This is a genomic window from Micromonospora sp. U56 (assembly GCF_018070095.1).
Taxonomy (GTDB): Bacteria; Actinomycetota; Actinomycetes; order Mycobacteriales; family Micromonosporaceae; genus Micromonospora; species Micromonospora purpureochromogenes.
This window is the reverse complement of the sequence record NZ_JAGPYL010000010.1, coordinates 65979-85047: the sequence shown is the minus strand read 5'-3', so window position 1 is coordinate 85047 and position 19069 is coordinate 65979. Positions and strand designations below refer to the sequence as shown.

Annotated in this window: 10 protein-coding genes and 1 pseudogene; 6 read left to right on the top strand and 5 right to left on the bottom strand. The window is 66.1% G+C overall.

Annotation, left to right across the window (positions count from 1 at the left end; all coding sequences use genetic code 11):
- Window positions 1-12: 12 nt before the first annotated feature.
- The gene (locus KBX37_RS06610; RefSeq protein WP_210775028.1) at window positions 13-1236 is read right to left on the bottom strand and encodes an IS256 family transposase; all 1224 of its coding nucleotides are present in this window, start codon (window positions 1234-1236) and stop codon (window positions 13-15) included.
- 241 nt (window positions 1237-1477) lie between these two features.
- On the opposite strand from KBX37_RS06610, the gene KBX37_RS06605 reads away from it, so the two are divergent.
- A complete protein-coding gene (locus tag KBX37_RS06605; RefSeq protein ID WP_210775027.1) occupies window positions 1478-1744 on the top strand; it encodes a hypothetical protein in 267 nt (88 codons plus the stop codon).
- A 236-nt stretch (window positions 1745-1980) separates the two neighbouring features.
- On the opposite strand, the gene KBX37_RS06600 is transcribed toward KBX37_RS06605, so the two are convergent.
- Both KBX37_RS06600 and KBX37_RS06595 read right to left on the bottom strand, forming a co-directional pair.
- On the bottom strand, window positions 1981-2475 hold the full coding sequence (locus KBX37_RS06600) for a hypothetical protein (protein ID WP_210775026.1): 495 nt from the start codon (window positions 2473-2475) through the stop codon (window positions 1981-1983).
- A gap of 505 nt (window positions 2476-2980) precedes the next feature.
- Complete coding sequence (locus KBX37_RS06595; RefSeq protein WP_210775025.1) at window positions 2981-3262, bottom strand: PP2C family serine/threonine-protein phosphatase; 282 nt, start codon at window positions 3260-3262, stop codon at window positions 2981-2983.
- Between KBX37_RS06595 and KBX37_RS06590 the strand changes: the two genes are divergently transcribed.
- Window positions 3211-3711 carry a site-specific integrase gene (locus KBX37_RS06590; RefSeq protein ID WP_210775024.1) on the top strand — a complete coding sequence of 167 codons (501 nt, stop codon included), beginning with the start codon at window positions 3211-3213 and terminating at the stop codon, window positions 3709-3711. The genes KBX37_RS06595 and KBX37_RS06590 overlap by 52 nt on opposite strands.
- A 352-nt stretch (window positions 3712-4063) precedes the next feature.
- Here the strand turns inward: KBX37_RS06590 and KBX37_RS06585 are convergent.
- Window positions 4064-5264 (bottom strand): annotated as a pseudogene (locus KBX37_RS06585) (IS110 family transposase).
- A gap of 664 nt (window positions 5265-5928) precedes the next feature.
- Between KBX37_RS06585 and KBX37_RS06580 the strand changes: the two are divergent.
- The 4 genes from KBX37_RS06580 (at window position 5929) to KBX37_RS06565 (ending at window position 15846) form a co-directional block, all read left to right on the top strand.
- Window positions 5929-9156, top strand: a complete 3228-nt coding sequence (locus KBX37_RS06580; protein ID WP_210775023.1) for an ATP-binding protein — start codon at window positions 5929-5931, stop codon at window positions 9154-9156.
- A 116-nt stretch (window positions 9157-9272) separates the two neighbouring features.
- A complete protein-coding gene (locus KBX37_RS06575; RefSeq protein WP_210775022.1) occupies window positions 9273-9641 on the top strand; it encodes a hypothetical protein in 369 nt (122 codons plus the stop codon).
- A gap of 2 nt (window positions 9642-9643) precedes the next feature.
- On the top strand, window positions 9644-12559 hold the full coding sequence (locus KBX37_RS06570) for a DUF1156 domain-containing protein (protein WP_210775021.1): 2916 nt from the start codon (window positions 9644-9646) through the stop codon (window positions 12557-12559).
- The gene (locus KBX37_RS06565; RefSeq protein ID WP_210775020.1) at window positions 12556-15846 is read left to right on the top strand and encodes a DEAD/DEAH box helicase; all 3291 of its coding nucleotides are present in this window, start codon (window positions 12556-12558) and stop codon (window positions 15844-15846) included. Before KBX37_RS06570 ends, KBX37_RS06565 begins: the two co-directional genes overlap by 4 nt.
- Before the next feature lie 387 nt (window positions 15847-16233).
- On the opposite strand, the gene KBX37_RS06560 is transcribed toward KBX37_RS06565, so the two are convergent.
- A complete protein-coding gene (locus tag KBX37_RS06560) occupies window positions 16234-16872 on the bottom strand; it encodes a hypothetical protein (protein WP_210775019.1) in 639 nt (212 codons plus the stop codon).
- Window positions 16873-19069 lie beyond the last annotated feature (2197 nt).

Genomic DNA, 19069 nt, shown 5'->3' with positions numbered 1-19069 from the left:
CAACGAGTCTGGTTAGGCGGCGATGAGTTCGCTGGCGGCGGTGGCTTTCGGGGGTGGGCTGATCTGGGCCATGGAGCCTTCGGCGAGGTAGCGGCGGTCGCCGGTTTGCCATTCGTCGTGGGCTTCGACGAGGACGGCGCCGGCGAGGCGGAGCAGGGCTTCGGGGTTGGGGAAGACACCGACGACGTCGGTGCGGCGTTTGATCTCCTTGTTCATCCGTTCGAGGGGGTTCGTCGACCAGATCTTCTTCCAATGACTGGGCGGGAACCCGGTGAAGGCGAGCAGGTCATGCGCGGCGTCGCGGAGCATCGTCTCGACCTTGGGCAACTGCCGGCCGAGCATGCCGGCGATGACGTCGAGCTGCTCGCGGACGTGGGCGGCGTCGGGTTGAGCGAAGATGGTGCGGATCGCCGCGGCGACCATCTCCGCATTGCCTTTGGGCACCTGGGCCAGGACGTTGCGCAGGAAGTGCACCCGGCAGCGTTGCCACGCGGCGCCGAGCAGCACCGCGGCGATGGCTTGCTTGAGGCCGGTGTGGGCGTCGGAGATGACCAGCTGCACCCCGCCGAGTCCGCGGGCCTTCAAGCTGCGCAGGAACGCGGTCCAGAACGCGCCGTCCTCGCTGTCACCGACGGCGAAGCCCAGGACCTCCCGCCAGCCGTCGGCCCGAACCCCGGTGGCGACCACGATCGCCTGCGAGACGACTCGCCGGTTGACCCGGGCCTTGCAGTAGGTCGCGTCGAGGAAGACGTAGGGGAACGCGGCCGAGGCCAGGGACCGGTCGCGGAAGGCGCCCACTTCCTCGTCGAGGTCGGCGCAGATCCGCGACACCTCGGACTTGGAGATCCCCGAGTCCGCGCCCAACGCCTTGACCAGGTCGTCGACCTTGCGCGTGGACACGCCGTGCAGGTAGGCCTCCATCACCACCGCGAACAACGCCTGATCCACCCGCCGGCGCCGCTCAAGCAGGCTGGGGAAGAACGAGCCGGTACGCAGCTTCGGGATCCGCAGATCCAGATCACCGGCGGTCGTGGTCAGGGTGCGCGGGCGGTGGCCGTTGCGCTGCGCCACCCGGGCCTCGCTGCGCTGGTGCGGGGCGGCGCCGATCACCGCGGTCAACTCCGCCTCGATCAACGCCTGATAGATCGTCTCCGCGGCCTGCCGGACACGATCATTCACCTCGGCTGCCTTGAGTGCATCCAGCACGTCCAACAAGGCAGACTGGTCCAGGGTCATCGCGTACTCCGTCCTCTGCGTGTTCTTGGTCGTTCACACAGAGACTCACGCGATGACCCACCTCCATCTCGGCGGCACGCCGAAGCCGGTCAGCTTCTACACCACCCGGCGGGACGCAACCCAGCCCGTCCGTCCTTGTCGGGCAGCGTCGGCGCTCGCCGGCAGGCTTGGCTGTACGAGTGGCTGTACGGCTGGCCCCAGAGGGTGGCGGGCAAGGGCAGCTCTGCCTACCGTCGCAGCCATGCGTGTTGCAGCGGGAGCCGAAGCCCGGCCGTTCGAACTGGCGCTCGCCGCGCTGCTGGTCATCGTCCTTGGCCTCATCTCCGTTGGGCAAGGCTATGTGTACCGGCGGCATCGATCCCGCGGCAAGGAACCGCTCCTTCCTGCCTGGGCTCCGGGCGGCTGGTGGCCTCGCCATCCAACGGCAACTTTGCGCGCCGGCTGGGCAACGACGGTGGTCGGCATCGCTCTGCTAATTCTCGCGGCGTATCAGCAGTTGTCGGCGTAGCTGGCGCTGGACCCGGAGCGCCAGTTTGGAAGAGCGTGCTCAACCGGTTGTGATGCCCGAAAAGCCTGCTCGCGGCGGCGGGGCCGTTGACGTCTGCTGCCCGCTGGTGACCGCTCGGCCCTGTGGCTACTGGCCCGTGGAGGGCCCGGGCCCGGCGGCTCCTCTGATCCGTAGCCTCGGCGTAGCTGTCCGGTGGCCCTGACTTGTGCCCGGTGAACGACCCATGGGCCTTGTGGCTACAAGAAGGCCGTTGTCGGCTCGTCGGGCGGTCGTGCTCGCCGATGCCGCCGAGGAGCGGCCATGTCCCGTCTGAGCAGAACCCCGGAGACCACGATTCCGGCACCGGTAACGACAAGGGCAAGTACATCGATCACCGAGAACGGGCGCGCCCTGTTCCGGACCACCTGACTCGGGTCGCTGGTCGAGTACTCAACCTCCATCTGATCCCCCTTGTCAGAACATGAGGTGCCACAGTAGATCCACCCCTGATGACGGTCACCGTCGGCGAAATACTCGATCTCGGCTTCACCGGTTCGCCCTGGAACCACCTTCAACACGCGGGCGTCGACGACCACTCCATCCTTGAACGTCCCATGGCGAAACCAGAACGTGCCCAGGACTGATGATGCCGGCACCAGGAAGAGCATCCCTAATATGGCAATCGCAGCGACGAGCACTCTTGCCCTACGGTCATTGACGTCATGCACCACGCGCTTTGACTCCTCATCCATCGGCGGAGCGGGCAGCTGGGCGTCTCCATCCAGGGCAGCTCTGCCACCGCGATGGCCTGAACTCGGACAGGCTACTTACTGGCTGAACAGGTGCGATAGGTGTGGGCAGGCTTCAACCTCCATGAGCCGAAGCGCGCTGGTTGGGATGAAGGATCTCCTCGTCGGGCAGTCGTAGACCGTCCAGCCTCCCCGGACGGGGACAAGGTGGAGCGCCTCACCAGCCGAACGACCTTGGCCCCGTCCGGGGAGGCTGGTAGCCCTTGTGGTGCCCGGCGAGGTGATCCGCGGCTGATCTCTGAGGAGGGCCGGGGTTCGGGGCGGAGCCCCGAGGTCTTTCAGCGTCCTGGTCGCCCCTCAGCGTGGCCGGCCGGCCCGGCCGATGCCGGCCGAAGGTCGCCAGCAGGCCGGGACCGGGCCGGCGCGGCCCGCTTTGCGGGCCGCTCTTGATCTGATAAAGCGGAATTCGGCAGTGGGTTCACTGTGCCTGTTGTCCCTCAGTGACCGATCAGCGGCGTCCGTCGAGTGCTTGGTCCGCGATGTCGATGACCATCACCGTGACGTTGTCGTGCCCGCCATGATCGATGGCGGCGGCAATGAGCGCGTCGGCGACGTGTGGCGGGCTGTCAGCCGAGTTGAGGGCACTGCGGATGAGGCCCGGCGGTACGTACGAACTCAGTCCATCCGAGCACAACAGCAACCGGTCGCCGGGGCGAAGCTGCAGGACGGTCAGATCCGGTGACCGGCCGTCGGTTCGCCCGTCAAGGAAGCGCGCCAGCTTCTCAGGCAAGTCCGGCACTGCTCCGTGCTGGTGGGCAGCTCCACTTCGCCGAACCGAAGACGGAACGCTCACGGCGGACCGTGCCGGTTCCCGAGCAGACCATGGCGCTTTTCCGCACTCACCGGCGGCGGCAGGCGGCCGAACGGCTCCAAGCGGGCGAGCGCTGGCAGGACTTTGGTTTGATCTTCGCCTCGACGATCGGCACGCCCATGGAGCCGCGCAACGTCGACCGTGCCTGGCATGCGACTCGGGCTCGCGCAGGCCTGCCCTGGTTACGGCTGCATGATCTTCGACATGCCTGCGCCACGTTCCTTCTCGCGTCGGGCGCATCTCCCCGCACCGTGATGAAGACCCTCGGCCACAGCCAGATCGCGTTGACGATGAACACGTACGCACACGTCCTGGCCGAGGTCGAGCGGGCGGCTATGGACGCAGCGGCGAAGCGGCTCTTCGGGTGAGTTCGGCTGTACCAATGGCTGTACCGCTAGAAACCGCGAAGGCCCAGTCACAGCAGAGATGTGCTGTGACTGGGCCTTCAGTGGTGCGCCGCCAGGGACTCGAACCCCGAACCCGCGGATTAAGAGCCTGATCTTGGTCGAGTCACCCGGTCCAACCGGGTCGCGTGAGTCCATCTGTTCGCGGTCATGGCCCGATTCGGTCGAGTCGGCGTCCCAGTCAGTCCACCCGACCACGGGCCCGTCCACGGCGCCCGAGCACCCGTCGAGCACCAATGCGCGCCCGTAGGTGGACGCAGCCATGACGCCCGCACTCGCGGCTAGGGCACGCGGGGGGGTGTCCCTATGGGCTTCGTCAAGCGGCGACGGGGGCCGCTGGACGTGGTTGGTAGGGGATCTTGTCGCGGAGCATCACGAACAGGACGTCGCAGCGGCGTCGGGCAAGACAGATGAGGGCGGCCTTGCGGCGTTTGCCTTCGGCTCGTTTGCGGTCGTAGTAGGCGCGGCTGGTGGGGTCGGCGAGGGCGGCGAACGCGGCGAGGAAGAAAGCGCGTTTGAGGTGCTTGTTGCCGCCTCGGGGTGGGTGTTCGCCGCGGATGCTGCTGCCGGAGCGGCGGGTGACGGGGGCCAGACCGGCGTAGGCGGCAAGGTGCCCGGGGGTGGCGAAGGCGGTGCCGTCGCCGACTTCGAGCAGTATCCGGGCGGCGGTCCTGACGCCGATGCCGGGCATCGAGGTCAGGACCGGGGCGAGAGGGTGGGCATCGAGCATCCTCTCCACCTCGGCGGCGACCTGGTCGCGCTGCTGAAGCACGTCACGCAGGCTGTCGGCCAGCCTCGGCAGGATCGTCTCGGCCGCCGTGGTGCCGGGAACCGTGACGGTCTGCTCGTCCAGGGCCGTCATGATCTGCTCGACCAGGCGCTCGCCCATCCGAGGCGCGTTCTTGCCCGCGATCGCGGCCAGCTTGCGCCGACCGGCCTTGCGCAGCCCGGCCATGGCCGCCGCAGCGTGACAGCAGCTCCAGCACGGCCTTGTGCTGCACCTTCGGGCCGAGCACACGTTCCAGAGCGGGATGGATCTGGGTGAGCAGTCCACGGATTCGGTTCGCCAGGCGGGTGGCCTCGCCGGCCAAGTCGTCGTCGAAGCCGACCAGGACCTCAAGCTCGGCCAGGGCGTCGTCGCCGACGTCAACGCGGCGCAGCGTGTGCGGCAGGCTGCGGGCGGCATCAGCGATGACGTAGGCGTCGCGGGCGTCGGTCTTCGCGGCGCCTGGGTGCAGATCGGCGATGCGGCGCATGGCCAGCCCAGGCAGATAGGCGACCTGGTGGCCGCAGGCACGGGCGACCGCGACCGGCAGCGCCCCGATCGAGGCGGGCTGGTCGACCACGACCAAGACTCGCCCGTGCCGGGCGAGCTTGTCTAACACCTGCCGCAGCTTGGCCTCGGTATTGACCAGCGCCGCGTCGTGCAGCCGCTTGCCCTCGCGGTTCAGAGCGACGGCGTGGTGCCCGTCCTTGCCGACATCCAGACCGAGAAACACCTGATAACCGCCGTGCACCGCATCGCCTCCCCGCGACGTCGTCGGCCGGCCCGGTCGCCGATCTGGCGTCGGCTGCCGGCAGCCACGTTACGAAGAGACCTACCCCAACACCGCAGGTGGCCGTGTCCCTATCAGCGGTCCGTCGACGCCACCCGGCCCGGCGACAACACCCCCGGATCATGCGTACGACAGGGGCAGTAAGTCATACCGGGCCGGACGACCGAGCAGTCCCCGGGCTGGAGACGATCAAAAAGGTAACGGGCGACCGCTTACATCGCCGAATCCCGTTGATCGGGGGCATTGGGACCCGTCAACGTTGCGGCTGTGCCTGCTCTCGTGGTCGAAGGAGGTTCGGCCTTGACGGCCGCGCTGCGACCGCGCCCCGCAGCGGTTGGTCGAAGGGCGAGCCTGACCAACGTGGTGGCGGTGCCAGCGGTGGCGGGACGGGACTTCGGCAAGCAGGCGTGCGAGTGGATCGTGGCGGTGCGCGCGGCGGGCGGCGACGCCGTCGCCGGTATGCGGTAGGCGCGGACGGCAGGGCGGTCGCGGCCGAGGAGCCAGCACCAGCTCCACTTCTCGCCTGACATCAGCCATAGGGTGGGTCCTATTCGGAGCCGGGCTCGCCTTATCCTGGCTCTTCACTCCTCGGTAGACGGAGGATCACGATCGGAAGGCAGGCCCAATGAGCAGCGCCCTTCGCGGCATTCGGAGCACCTGTGTTCCGAGGCCGGACGTGCTCGCGGGCGGCATGAGCGACAACCAGTTCGCCGCCCAGCTGGACAAGGTCGTCCGAGACCCGAGTGGCTACGAGGTCTACTCCGATGCACACCGCTTCTTCGACCTGACGTACCCGACGAGCGGCTTGAAGCAACTCCTCGCCAAGACGTTTGGACGCCTTGCTGGCGTCGCAGGCGATGACGGCGATCACGGCGTCCTCCGCGCTGAGACGTCGTTCGGCGGCGGCAAGACCCACAGTTTGGTGGCCGTGTACCACCTCGCAAAGGGTGCCCGCCCGGCGAACGTCAACGACTTCGTCGACACATCGCTGCTGCCCGAGGGGCCGGTTAGCGTCGCTGCCGTCGTCGGCGACGCCCTGGATCCGGTGAACGGTCTCGCCACCAATGGCCTGACGAGCCGCACTCTCTGGGGTGAGGTGGGGGCTCAGCTCGGGCCGGCTGCCCACCAAGCGCTCGCTCAGTCCGACCTGGAACGGACGGCCCCCGGGACCGAGACGCTTCGTAAGGCCATGGCCGGCCGACCGACCGTCATCATCATCGACGAGATCGCTCAACACCTGCGTCAGGTGGCGGAGTCCGGCAACGAGAATGTCCGCCGCTCCGCCGCCCAGGTCCCGGTCTTTCTCAAGAACTTGTTCGAACTCGCGATGGGTGACCCCGGCGTGGTCGTCATCATCAGCCTCGCCTCCTCCGGGGACGCCTACGCCAAGGAGACGAGTCAACTCGGCCACCTTCTCGACGGCACCAGCAGGGCTGCGACGGCCCACGCGGAGAGCGCCAGCGTCCTCGCCCGGTCGGGGCGGGTGATCCAGCCGGCGACCGACAGCGAGGTCGCGGAAATTCTCAAGCGGCGGCTGTTCGAGAGCATCGATCCGACCGCCGCGGAGGAAGCCGGAGACGCGTACCGCGGCCTGTACCAACAAGTTGGGGCAACCGTTGCGCTGGCTGGCGGCGCGGAGAGCCCAGCTCACTATGGTGACGCGGTCGCCGCAAGCTACCCGTTCCACCCGGAGACGATCCGCGTGCTGGACAAGCGGCTGGGGAGCATCCCGAACTTCCAGCGCGCCCGCGGCTCGCTCAAGCTCCTCGCGGAAGTAGTGGCGGACTTGTGGGAAGGCACGGCCAACCCCGAGATCATTAACGTCGCCGACATCAACCTCGCTCGGCTGAACACGCTCAACCACCTCACCATCGCGATCGACCGGGCGGCCTTCTCTGGCGTCGCTAAGGTCGATCTGGCCGGCCCAGAGTCGCACTGCCACGCTGTCGATGTCGCCCGCTTCCCCGGCAAGCCGCCGTTCGCCACTCGCACCGCCACCACGGTGTTCCTGCACTCGCTGGAGATGCGCTCAGGTGTCGGCGCCGGGCGCAACGAGTACGTTCTAGGGACGCTGCGCGTCGGCGAAGCCCCGGAGATCCTTGACGAGGCTTTGGCCGAGGCAGAGCGGGTCTGTTGGCACCTGACCTACGACGGCACGCGGTGGCGGTTCCATACCGAGCCAAACGTTAACAAGATCGTCGAGGACGGCAAGCGCGATATCCCAAGCACCCGGGTTACCGAGGAGACCAAGGCCCTCATCGCCAAGTCCTTCACCAGCGATGCCGGTGTTACTGCCGTCGTCTTTCCCACTAGCCCTGCCTCTGTCCCGGACGATCCGCGCCTTCGAGTTGTGGCCTTCGACTACGACCACATATCGGTGGAGGGCACCTCGTCGGCGACGGCGCCTCCCCAAGTGGTCGAAATGCGCGACCGCGCCGGAGCAGCAGGAAGCCTGCGGGCATACCGCAACGCTGTGGTGTTCGTCGTTGCGGACACCGGAGCCGTCGAGGACCTCAAGGACCGAGTCCGTTCCCAGCTAGCGCTGGAAGCGCTGGTTACCGAGCCGGCGCGCCTCGCGACGTTCGCGAACGAGGTCAAGACGAGGGTTCGCGAGATGTACGACGACAGTGGCCTGAATGCCCGCATCGCTGTCACCCGCTGCTACAAACACGTGTACTACCCGGTCAAAGACGCCAGCAGCAACCACCTCGCGCACCGCGAGCTCCCAGCGGCGCAAAAGGGCGACACGGCCAAAAGCGTGGTCCGTACTGTCCGTGAGCTGCTCATCAACGAAGGTAAGGTCCGCACCGAGCCCATCCCAACTAATTGGCTGCGACAGCGCGCCTGGGACAAGCCCGAGTCGACCACGACGAGAAAGATCAACGACTGGTTCTGGAGGGACCAGTCCGCGTTGCTGCTGCTCGACCCGACGCTACTCACGGACGCGATTAAGAAGGGCATTGCCAACGACGGTTGGGTCTACTACGACACGCTCACTGAGAAGGCGTACAGCGCGACGTCGGCCACCCCGGCGGTGCAGCTCGTAGACACCGCCGAGCTTTACACCGCCGAGGAGGCGGCCGCTAAGGGCGTCCTCGGCCGTGCGCCGTCCCTCGGGGACGTGCTTGCTAGCGTCAGCCCGGCGACCACCGGTCCCGCGCTGCGAGCCGCGCTCGAGGCCCGTTGCCAGAAGGAGCCGACCAAGGCGCAGGTGGCCGATCAGCTCGCCGAGGCGTTCCGGCAGGGCAAGCTTGTCGTCACGGACGTTACCCCTGCTGCCGGTGTGAAGGCGCTCGGTGTGAAGGAAATCCGTGAGCGGAGCCTGGACAGCTTTCACATCCTCACTAAGGCCGAGGCCGACAGTTTGGGCGTCCAGTCGGCCGTCGCCAAGCCGGTGTCCAAGCGCATCGAGGCCAAGACGGGCCAAGCCGGCATCGCGCTAGGCAACTTCCGCGACGCACTGGTAGACAAAGGCAAGCCCCTCGTCGAGATGCGGCTTACTGTTCGCGCCGAGGCGGGCAGCGGCCTGCAGGACTTCGACTTACTCGGTATGGCCCTCACGCAGATGCCAAAGCAGCCCGCCCGGGTCGCGGTCGACGTAGCCGCGTCGCTGCCCGGCCTGGACGGCGCCGTCGACATCAGGCTCGAAGGTGACAAAGCCAGGTACCAGCAGGTCAGCGCTAAGCTGGTCGCACTTTTCAAGGCAGCAAACGAGGTCGACGGTACGTTTACCCTGACGCTTGACTTCGGCGAGAATGGCGTGACGCCCACGGACGAGGCGTTCAGCACCGTCGACGGCGTGATCCGTGGCCTCGGCCCGTCCGAGCTCACCGTCGAAGGAACCGTCGCATGACGAGCCCAGTCGCAAGGCGCTCAATGGCGACAGGGCTTCACAAGGCCGGCATCCGGACGTTCCGGCTCACGGTTCAGCCCGCACCCACTCGTAGCGGTGAAGGTGACCGGTACGGCGTGCGCCTCGAGGAGGCGTACGCCGATGGCAATCGGACACTCGCATCGAGGGTCGCCAGCACCACCCCGCTGCAGACCGCGCGGCTCCTCGACGCGCTTGTCGCCGCTGTGCGCGCGAGTGGTCACCAGGCCGGCGTACTGTCGCTGTCCCGTCGCGGGCCGATCCCGCTGGACGAAGCCGCTGGGGTTCGGCTTGCGCTCGCCCTGCTCGCCGCTCAGCCCGTGAGTAAACCGGACCGCATTCGGCGAATTGTCGCAGGGGTCTCTGCCATGAGCACGGAGGAGACCTACTACTGGTACGCCAAGGTTGTCGGCCCCGATGCCGAACGCGTCCGTCGGGCGCTTCGCCTATTTCTGGCAGAGGAGTAAGCATGGACAGCCCCCGGGTCCTTTCGGAGGACTGGCTGCCGATGGCCGAGCTAGGCATCGAGTCCCGCCGCGAGCGCGCGGCCGCCAGCGCCCTCCCCCCGCTGTCGTTTTTGCATGTGTGGTGGGCCCGGCGGCCGCTTGTCGCGAGTGCGGGGGTTGTGCTCGCCGGCCTTCTCCCGGCCTGGACACCGAAGCTTGCAAAGGCATTCCCCGACGCCCCGCAGCTTCAAACAGAGGCGGCTTACCGCAACTGGCTCAAGTACCTCGTTGGCATCTGGGGCGACCCTGTGAAGGCCCGCAAGGCTTACGACGCCGCCGTGAGCAGCGGGGTTCGCATCCCAAACCCCTACACGTACAAGCAAGCTTTCAGGAACCACCCCTCTGAGGATCACACCCGGCTGCTGGCAGCGGTACTAGATCGCACCTGGGGCGAGCAACCGCTGGTCGCAGATGTCACCGCCGGGGGCGGGAGTATCCCGTTCGCCGCTACCCGACTGGGCCTGCGCACCCACGCCAACGATCTCAACGGAGTCGCTGCGGCCGTCCTGCGCAGCGGGGTACAGTACCCGGCTCAATATGGGCTGGACCTAGTTGCCGATCTGGAAAAGTGGGGCGGCCTCCTGACCAGTCGCGTGCAAGCGCGCGTAGCGCAGTACTTCCCGTCAGGTGAGGACGAGCAGGTCGCGACGTATATCTGGGCGCAGACCGTGGCCTGCCCGAACACCGGCAAGCCCGTGCCGCTCGTCCCTGACTGGACGCTGCGCTCGGCGAAAGGGAAAGAGGTTGCTGTCCGACTTATTACCGAACGCGGCCGCAGCGTGCTGGATCGCCCCGAGTTTGAGATTGTGCGGGGCAAGGACATCGACTTTGACCCCGCCGCCGGCACGGTGAAGCGGGGCGATGGCCTCAGCCCGTGGGACGACCAAGTGATTGATGAGGCGTACATCAAGAGCGAGGCCCAGGCCGGCCGCATGACGTCGACCTTGTACGCGGTCGCAGTCCGGCTGCCCGATGGCACGAGAGCGTTCCGCAGCCCCACAACGGCCGACCATCGAGCAGTGGAGGCAGCCGAAGAGGCGCTGGCCGAGCTTCGGCCCGCATGGTACGCAACGGACGTCCTACCGACAGAGCTACTAGCGGAAAAGGGCGATCGAGGCCGCAGCTCCCGCCCGAGGCTATTCGGCATGTACGGCTTCGCAGACATGTTCACCAGCCGCCAGCTCTTGGTGCACGGGATCTTCGTAGAGGAGTACCGCCGGCTGATCCAGGAGATTCAGGGTTCCCTACCTGCCGAGCGCACCAAGGCGGTGCTCACACTGCTCGGGACGATGCAGGGAAAGAGCATCACGTACAACGCGAAGTCGGCCGCCTGGGACCAGTCGCGGCAGAAGATCGCGCAGGTCTTTCAGCGACACGACTTCTCCTTCAAGTGGGCGTTCGCCGAGTTCGAAGGAACCGCACTGTACGCCTGGGCACTGGAGCAGCTGACTGATGCGTACGGGGGCCTCGCCACCTTGATGGCTCAAACGGGCTGCAACGCCATGACCGGCGAGCCGATGCGCCGAGAGATCACGGTCACGCAGGGCAACGCTGCAGACATCCCCGAACTACCGGACGGCAGTGTCGCCCACCTGTGCATGGACCCTCCCTACTACGACAACGTCATGTACGCCGAGCTCAGCGACTTCTTCTACGTCTGGGAGAAGCGCACCATCGGACAAATTGCGCCGGAACTGTTCCCGGACGACGTGGCCGACAAGGACAACGAAGCCGTTGCCAATGCGTCCCGGTTCGCGCACATGGGCAAAAGAATGCGCGCTCTTGCAGACGCGGATTACGAGGCGAAGATGACGGCGATCTTCACGGAGGCCCGGCGGGTCCTCCGTGACGACGGTGTGCTGACCGTCATGTTCACCCACAAGCGCGCCGAGGCGTGGGACACGCTCGGCATGGGCCTGCTGAAGGCCGGCTTTACGATCGAGTCGTCCTGGCCGGTGAATACCGAAGCCGAGCACTCGCTCCACCAGTCGGGCGTCAACTCGGCTGCGAGCACGATCATGCTGGTCTGTCGGAAGCGACGCGCCCAGCAGACCACGTCCCACGACGTGTATCTGGAAGATATCGAGGGCGAGGTCCGCCAAGCCGCGCGCGAGGCCGTGGAGCGGTTTCGCGCCGACGGGATCGACGGCGTGGACCTTATGCTGTCCGCCTATGGCCCAACGCTCGGGGTGGTAAGCCAGCACTGGCCAGTCCACAGCAGCGAGGCGGACGAGAACGGCCGGGCAAGACTCCTTCGCCCCGAGGAGGCGCTGACGATCGCGCGGTCGGAAATCGTGCGCGTGCAGCGGGCACGCCTCGTCGGGCACCCGATCGAGTTCGACCCGCTCACCGACTTCGTTGTCGGTTTTTGGGACGTCGTGAAGGACGACACCGCCACCTTTGACGAAGGGCGGCGCTTGGCTCTAGCGGTCGGTGGACTGGACATCGACGAGCTAAAGCGAGTCAGAATTCTAGAGAAGAAGACTGGCACCGTGCGGCTGCTGAGCCCGAAGGAGCGGGTCCGGCCGCGGGCGGGCGACGAAGGACTGCCGGGCGTTCGCCCGCAGGCCGCTTCCTTCGGCAGCCTGGTGGACGCGGTCCACACGGTGTGTCTGGTCGCAGACGAGGATGGCCTGGCACACGCCAAGGCACTGATGGACCGCACGGGCTTGACGAAGGATGGTCGGTTTGTCGCCGCCGTGCAGGCGCTCGTCAACGCCGTACCCCGCGTCAGGGCTAAGGGCGCGTTCGTGCTTCCGCTCGCCGGGTGCCTCGACCGGCTCGTCACGGCTTACCTCCCACAAGTGGCCGTCCCGGCCGATCCAGTGGAGACGGAGTCACATATCCAGGGCGACATGATCACGGATTTGCTCACGTGATCGAGCCGGCCTTCGCAGGGCTTGGGGGCGAGCGCGTGCCTCCGGCCCTGCCTGAGTCAGACCTCACACAAGTTCCGCTGCAGGTTGCCTACTCGACCGGGGAGCAGCCGCTCACCCGGTTCTACGTGCCGCTGCTGGCGCGGGCGATCGAATACAGGCGGCTTGTCGGCTACTTCAGTGCGCAGGTCCTGGCGCGTGCCGCTGCTGGGTTCGCGCCGTTCGCGGCCCGTCGGGGAAGAATGCAGCTCGTCGTGGGTGCGCAGCTCTCCGATGAGGACGTCGACGCTGTGTTGCGCGGCGAGCCGCTGGACCAAGTAGTCGCCGAGCGGCTATCCCTCGAGCCGCTTACGGAGGGCGTAAGCATTGTCGAGAGGGAGCACCTACGGTTATTCGCCTGGATGCTGCGCGAGGGCCTGCTTGAGCTCCGCGTTGGGGTGCCAGTTGACAGCCAGGGTTATCCGCTACGGCCGCACCAGGCCCGTCGCTACTTCCACTCGAAGTACGGGCTCTTCACTGACGCGCTCGGCCGACAGGTCGCGTTCTCGGGCAGCGACAACGAGACGGTCGCCGGATGGGCTGGCAATCACGAAACCTTCCACGTCTACTGGTCATGGAATGACGCCGTGTGGCCGCTGTACGGCGCGGATGTCACCCGCCGATTGGAGCAGCACTGGAACGGCACGCCGGACGCCGGCTGGGCGGTGCTGCCGGTTCCGGCCGCGCTCCGGCAGGGTCTTATCAGTATCGTTCCGGCGGGCTGGACTCCACCCCCGCACGACCCCGATCCGCGGCTGCGCAACTTTGACGTGCCGGACGACCCACTGGGTGGAGGCCCCGCGCGAGGCTGGACCCCAACGGCAACCGGGGACTCGGAGGCCGACGAGAATGCAGTTGAGGCCGACCGGGTCAGGCTGTTGGAGATCCTGCGCGCGCCACTTTCCCGCACAATGGTGGGAGTGGCAAGCGCAGCCGCGGTGCCGCTGCCCCACCAGCAGCTCATCGCGATTCGGGCCGTGGAGACTTACCCGCGCGGCTACCTGCTCGCCGACGAGGTCGGCCTCGGGAAGACCATCGAGGCCGGGCTGATCCTGCGAGAACTGCTTTTGTCCGGCCGGGCCGCGACAGCCCTGCTGCTGGTTCCCGCGAGCGTTATGTCGCAGTGGCAGGAGGAGCTCCACGAGAAGATCAGCCTGGACGTACCGCGATACGAGGGCGGCATGTTCCTCGACCGGCACAACCGAGAGATCCCGTTCGAGCCAACCGCAAATCCGTGGACGGCTTTCCCGGTCGTACTCGCGTCCTCCCATCTGGCCCGGCGCCCCGATCGGCGCGAGCAGGTCCTCGCCGGTAGCTGGGACGTGGTGCTGGTTGACGAGGCGCACCACGCCCGCCGGCGCGGGCTGAAGGCGAACGGCACGCCGAACACGCTGCTGGGCCTGCTGCAGACGATGAAGGCGCAGCGATCCTGGAAGGCGCTATACCTAGCGTCGGCCACCCCCATGCAGATGGCACCGCACGAGGCGTGGGACCTCATCGAGCTCCTCGGGCTGCCAGGTGAGTGGTCCGAATCCGCCGACAAGTTCGCGCGGTACTACGCCGAGCTCCGCCGACCGCACGCCGACCGTGACTGGCCGCTCCTGTCGCGAATGCTCCGCGACGAGCTCGACGCCCCGGATGTCGCCGCCGACGAGCCGATGAGGAACAAGGTCGTCAGCGAGCTAGGGCCAGTGGTCTCGCGCAGCATACTGCGGCTGCACCAGCCGCCCCCGCCCAGCCGCCAACGCGTCCTTGGGTGGAACGACCGGCAATGCGAACTCGCCGACGAGTGGCTGCGCGAGCACACTCCAATGCGGGACCGCGTGTTCCGGCATACCCGCGGCACGATGCGCCGCTATCAGGAGCAGGGACTGCTACCCGCCGACCTCATCATTCCGCGACGCACGATTCGCGACGAGTTCATCGGGCTGTCCCCGGCCGAGCGGAAGTTGTACGAGCGCATCGACGCTTATATCAGTCGCTACTACAACGCCTACATAGCCGCCAGCCCAGGGAACCCCGCCGCCAGAGCCCTCGGCTTCATCATGACGGTGTACCGGCGCCGCCTAACCAGCAGCTTCCAGGCCGTCCGGTTGTCGTTAAAGCGACGCCGCGACGCGCTCGCCGCCGGGCGGGCGCTCGCCATCTCCGAGTTGCTCGATCCTGACGACAAGACAGCAACCGAGGACGACGAGAGCGGGGTCGACCTGACCGGGGTCCGGGACCCGATCTCAGCCAATCTACTGGCCGCCGAGATCGCCGAACTCGACTCGTTTATTGCTGATATTGAGGAGCTCGGCGGCCAGGACACCAAGGCCGAGCGGCTCTACGACGACCTCAAGGACGCCCTCTTCAACGGCTACGACAGCGTCGTGCTTTTCACGCAGTACACCGACACGTTGGACTACCTACGGGACCGGCTCGCTGGCCCATACCAGCGCGTCGCGTGTTACTCCGGCCGAGGCGGCGAGCGGTGGGACCCGGTCACGTCCACCTGGACGAAGATAACCAAAAATGAGCTGAAGCAGCTGTTTCGGGAGGGCGAGATCCGCATCTTGCTCGGCACCGACAGCATGAGCGAGGGCCTGAACCTGCAGACCAGCGGCCGGCTGTTCAACTATGACATGCCATGGAACCTCATGCGAGTGGAACAGCGCATTGGACGCGTCGACCGGATCGGTGCCTCCCACGAAGTCGTGACCATCAGCAACTACTTCTACGCTGACACCGTCGAGCAGGCAATCTACTCATCCATCAAGGACGACTTCGGTGACTTTATGGAGATCGTCGGCGACGCCCAGCCGGTCCTCGCCGCGACTGAGGCCGCGATCAAGGCAGCGGCGATGGCTGGTGGCCCCACCCAGCGGGACACAGCGGCGGCCCAAGCCGCCCGCGATATCCGGGAACGCGTCCAGGAGGCCACCAGCGGCGACGTGCGCCTATCGGATGCGGAGCAGCAGTCCCTGTCAGTTCCCGAGCTCCACCCATCCGCCACCCTCTCCGATTTAGCCACCGCCGTTGTCGGCAATAAGGCCATTGCGCCGTGGTTCAGACCCGACCCCGCCGAGGATGGCGTCTGGGAACTCGCGCTGCCCGGTGCGGCGCCGCAGCTCGTGTCCCTTGATCGCGCCGTGGCCGATGCGAGTAAGCGCGATGTGGCGTTGTTCACCTGGGGTACTGCGGAGGCGAAAATCCTGGCGGAACTGTTGGATGCAGCCGCTTCGGCCGACCCGAGCGAGGGGCCTTCGTAACTCATTTGTTCACTCCGGCCTTTATAGGCGCCGATGGACATGGGGTGCAGCCCCCCTGCACCGCGAGCGCCGCACCGCGTGGCGCCGCCAGTTCGATCCCGCGGGCGATACGGCAAGGATCTCGCCCGCATGGTGCACGGAGAGGTCTTACCATTGTATGAGGCGAGGGAGCCGGGACAGGTTTAGCAAGCTTGCGACAGTACTCCCGTCACGGCGTCGGATGTGTTCTCTATATCAGGGATCAGCTCCACCGGCGGCCGACCGGTCACAGTCCCGGGTACGTCGTGGGCAGGAATTCAGGGCATGTGCAGCTGACATTCGCAGGCGCCGCAGCCGGAGCCGCATTCACGAACGGCACGGGTATAATCGGGTGCGAGGAGCGCGGAATCACTGAGGGTAACGGTCCTGGCCGAGCTCGGCCTCAATTGTGTTAGCCGGCAGGAGGATGGGCGCTACATCCCGCATGCTGACACCCGACGTCACATAGATCAGCGGCTGAGACATATCGGTTTCTTGAGCTACGAATACCTCGACAGCCATTCCCTCTGCATCGGTCAAGGTGAGAAGCCGGCGCCCGTACCTGTCGCGGCGCTCCTCTTGTGGCTGCAGGGCCATTGGGAGAACGTGCGCCTGATACAGGTGAGACAGCACGTCGATGGCGCGAGAGCAAGCTGAGTACATCTCTCTCACCAGATCACTCTGGGGGCGGTTGAAGTAATCGCCGTGGTCGTGTACGACCGCATTGCGTAGGCGGACAATGGCGCTGAGGTGCTCGTCGGTCCTCTGCTTACGAACTGTTGTAGCGACAACGTCAAAGATGGCGCCGCGTTGCGGTAGGTTCCGCAGCCGGCCAGGCAACAGACAGAAGACGGTCTTCCAGTCACCAAATGCCATGCTGCGAAGGCCACGGAAAGTCTTGTTGGATGACTTGGCAACGATCTCGGCAACCGGCCTAGTCCAGTCGTCAGCAATAAGGCTTCCCCACGTCACGGACGCGAAGCGCAGGATGCGCTCCACCTCAGTCACTATCGTCAGGGTGATCTCCCGAGCGTCTTGGAGGCCGGTGCTACGGCGTAGGCGTTCGGATGCCTGCTGGGCTCGTCGTAACGCGGAGGGTATTGAGAAACCGCCGGACGAGGCGACGCTGAAGCCGAGAAGGCGCAGCACGGCATGGGGTACGGCGTGTACGTCGGGACTAGCTGCGGCCATCTGGTCCCCACCGAGTTCATCGAGGACCCTTAAGAGGGCTGGTCGACCGAGTTCCAGCAGTAGGTCCGCAGGGGCTGGGTGCGAGGCGACGTACTCGGCGGCCATCAACGCCGCAGCGGGGGGCTTTGTTGCGGACAGGTGCCGTACGGTCTCCTGCTCGTCCCAGTGGTCGAGCAGGACTCGCGCCAGCCCCTCGTAAAGTGCGGGAGCTCCCGTGTCAGCCAAGTGCAGCACACGGCCCGCGTCGACCTGAAAGCGTGACCGGCGCGCAGCGCCAGCGATCTGGCGCAGCACTAGGAGATAGGTAACTGGCGGCCCGGAGTTTGGCGACGTTAGGGCAATGCTTGTTGGTGCCTGTTCCGTAAGGCGGACTGCCTGCTGTAGTTCCAGGCCCGAGCTGGCGATGATGTTGAGGAAGCCCTGCAGGTCTCTCGCGTCTCTCGCTGTCCACAACACGCCAGCCCGGGCATTCGGCCGCAAGAGGCGAATTACCTCGTTCGCCTGTGCGCTCAGCTCGGCCTCGTATCGTTGTACGTCGAAACCGACCCTCTGTCGTGAAGTATCGCCGTGTGTTTTTGCGGATGCCGAGCTGGTCCGGGAAAACGGTAGGCCAGCGAGCACAAGGTCATACGGGCGAGACCTATCGGCATAGTCAATATTGTCATAGTGAGGTGGGTCCCAGATGACTGCGTCGGCGCAAGATGTTGGCAGGCCGGTGTGCGCTGCGTCGGCTAGTCGGGCATGGACGGGCGCAGCAGGACCCGAGCGCTTCATGTGCTCGACGAGCCGGGTTAGACTCGCCCGCCACCACCTACGAATCGTGGCCGGACCTGCCTCGGCGAACATCGCCGGAGCAACCCGGATCGGGCGCTGCTCCGGAGACGCTATCTGTTGCCTCCGCGGGTCCCAGGTTGCCAGGCTGCTGGCTGACGTTGCGTGCGACGTCAACAGCAGCGACAGTCCGGTCAATACGGCATCACGTTGCGATCTACTTAGGACGGAACGTGAGCGGAGACGTTGCTCGGCCTCGCGGATGGCAATACTGGCCGCCATCAGATAGCGCTGCTGAGACGGCAGCAATACTTGACTCACCGTTCGGGGTTGTCCGCGGACGTGACACCACAGGGCGCTCGGCTGAGCGATCGGAAGCGCCGTAGACTCGCCCGCGTCGGAGGTTTTCACCGACTCAGATCGAAGGCCTTGCCTTTCCCGTGTTTCGAATGTGGCATTATCTAGGGGAACCGGCCCTGCGGACCGCACCGACCTCCACTCTAATGGGTAACCTACAGATGCCCGACGCCCCTCGACCAGCGGCATTACCAAGTCGGTTTCGCTTGATCGGACCCCAGTAGTTGTTGCCCCGCACCGCGGACAACTCATCATGCCTTGCCGGACTACCGGCGTGCTTTCGGCGCTATCATCGCCAGCAAATAGAGCGACGGTTAGGCCCTCTGCGCTGGCCCCGATTCGCAACGCTTGGGCCGCCTGACCTTCTGTGCGACGTGGCTTGGCCAGTGGATGCTCACTGACGAGCGGGATGACCATACCGCAGGCACTGCATGGAGAGCATCTTGCCCAAATCGTAACGGCGAGATCGTCGTCAAACGCCCACCCCAGTTGCGCCCCTATAGAGTCAAGTATGCCATCGACGGCGTCCGATAGCTCGGTCGCGAGCCCCTGCCAGGCATGACCGCGATGATCGGTATCGTCATTCACCGCTACTGGCCGACGTGAATAATACGGGCTGCCCGCGGTCCCTGGAACTGAGGCTTGGCGCGCAGTTACCGAGTACTCAAAGAGCAGCCGACAAAGCAGATGTGGCACTGAGTGCAGCTCGACCGCAGTGGCGTCGCAGCCGAGTGTTGAGGCTGCGGCAGCTAGAGTTCCGACCCCAGCACACAGATCTACGACCTTGGGCCGTGGCCAATCACCAACGGTCGTATCGGAGAGCAGATCACGGAGCACGTCAGTGTCCTGACGTTCAACTGCCGCTCGAAGGACTCCATCCGCCGCT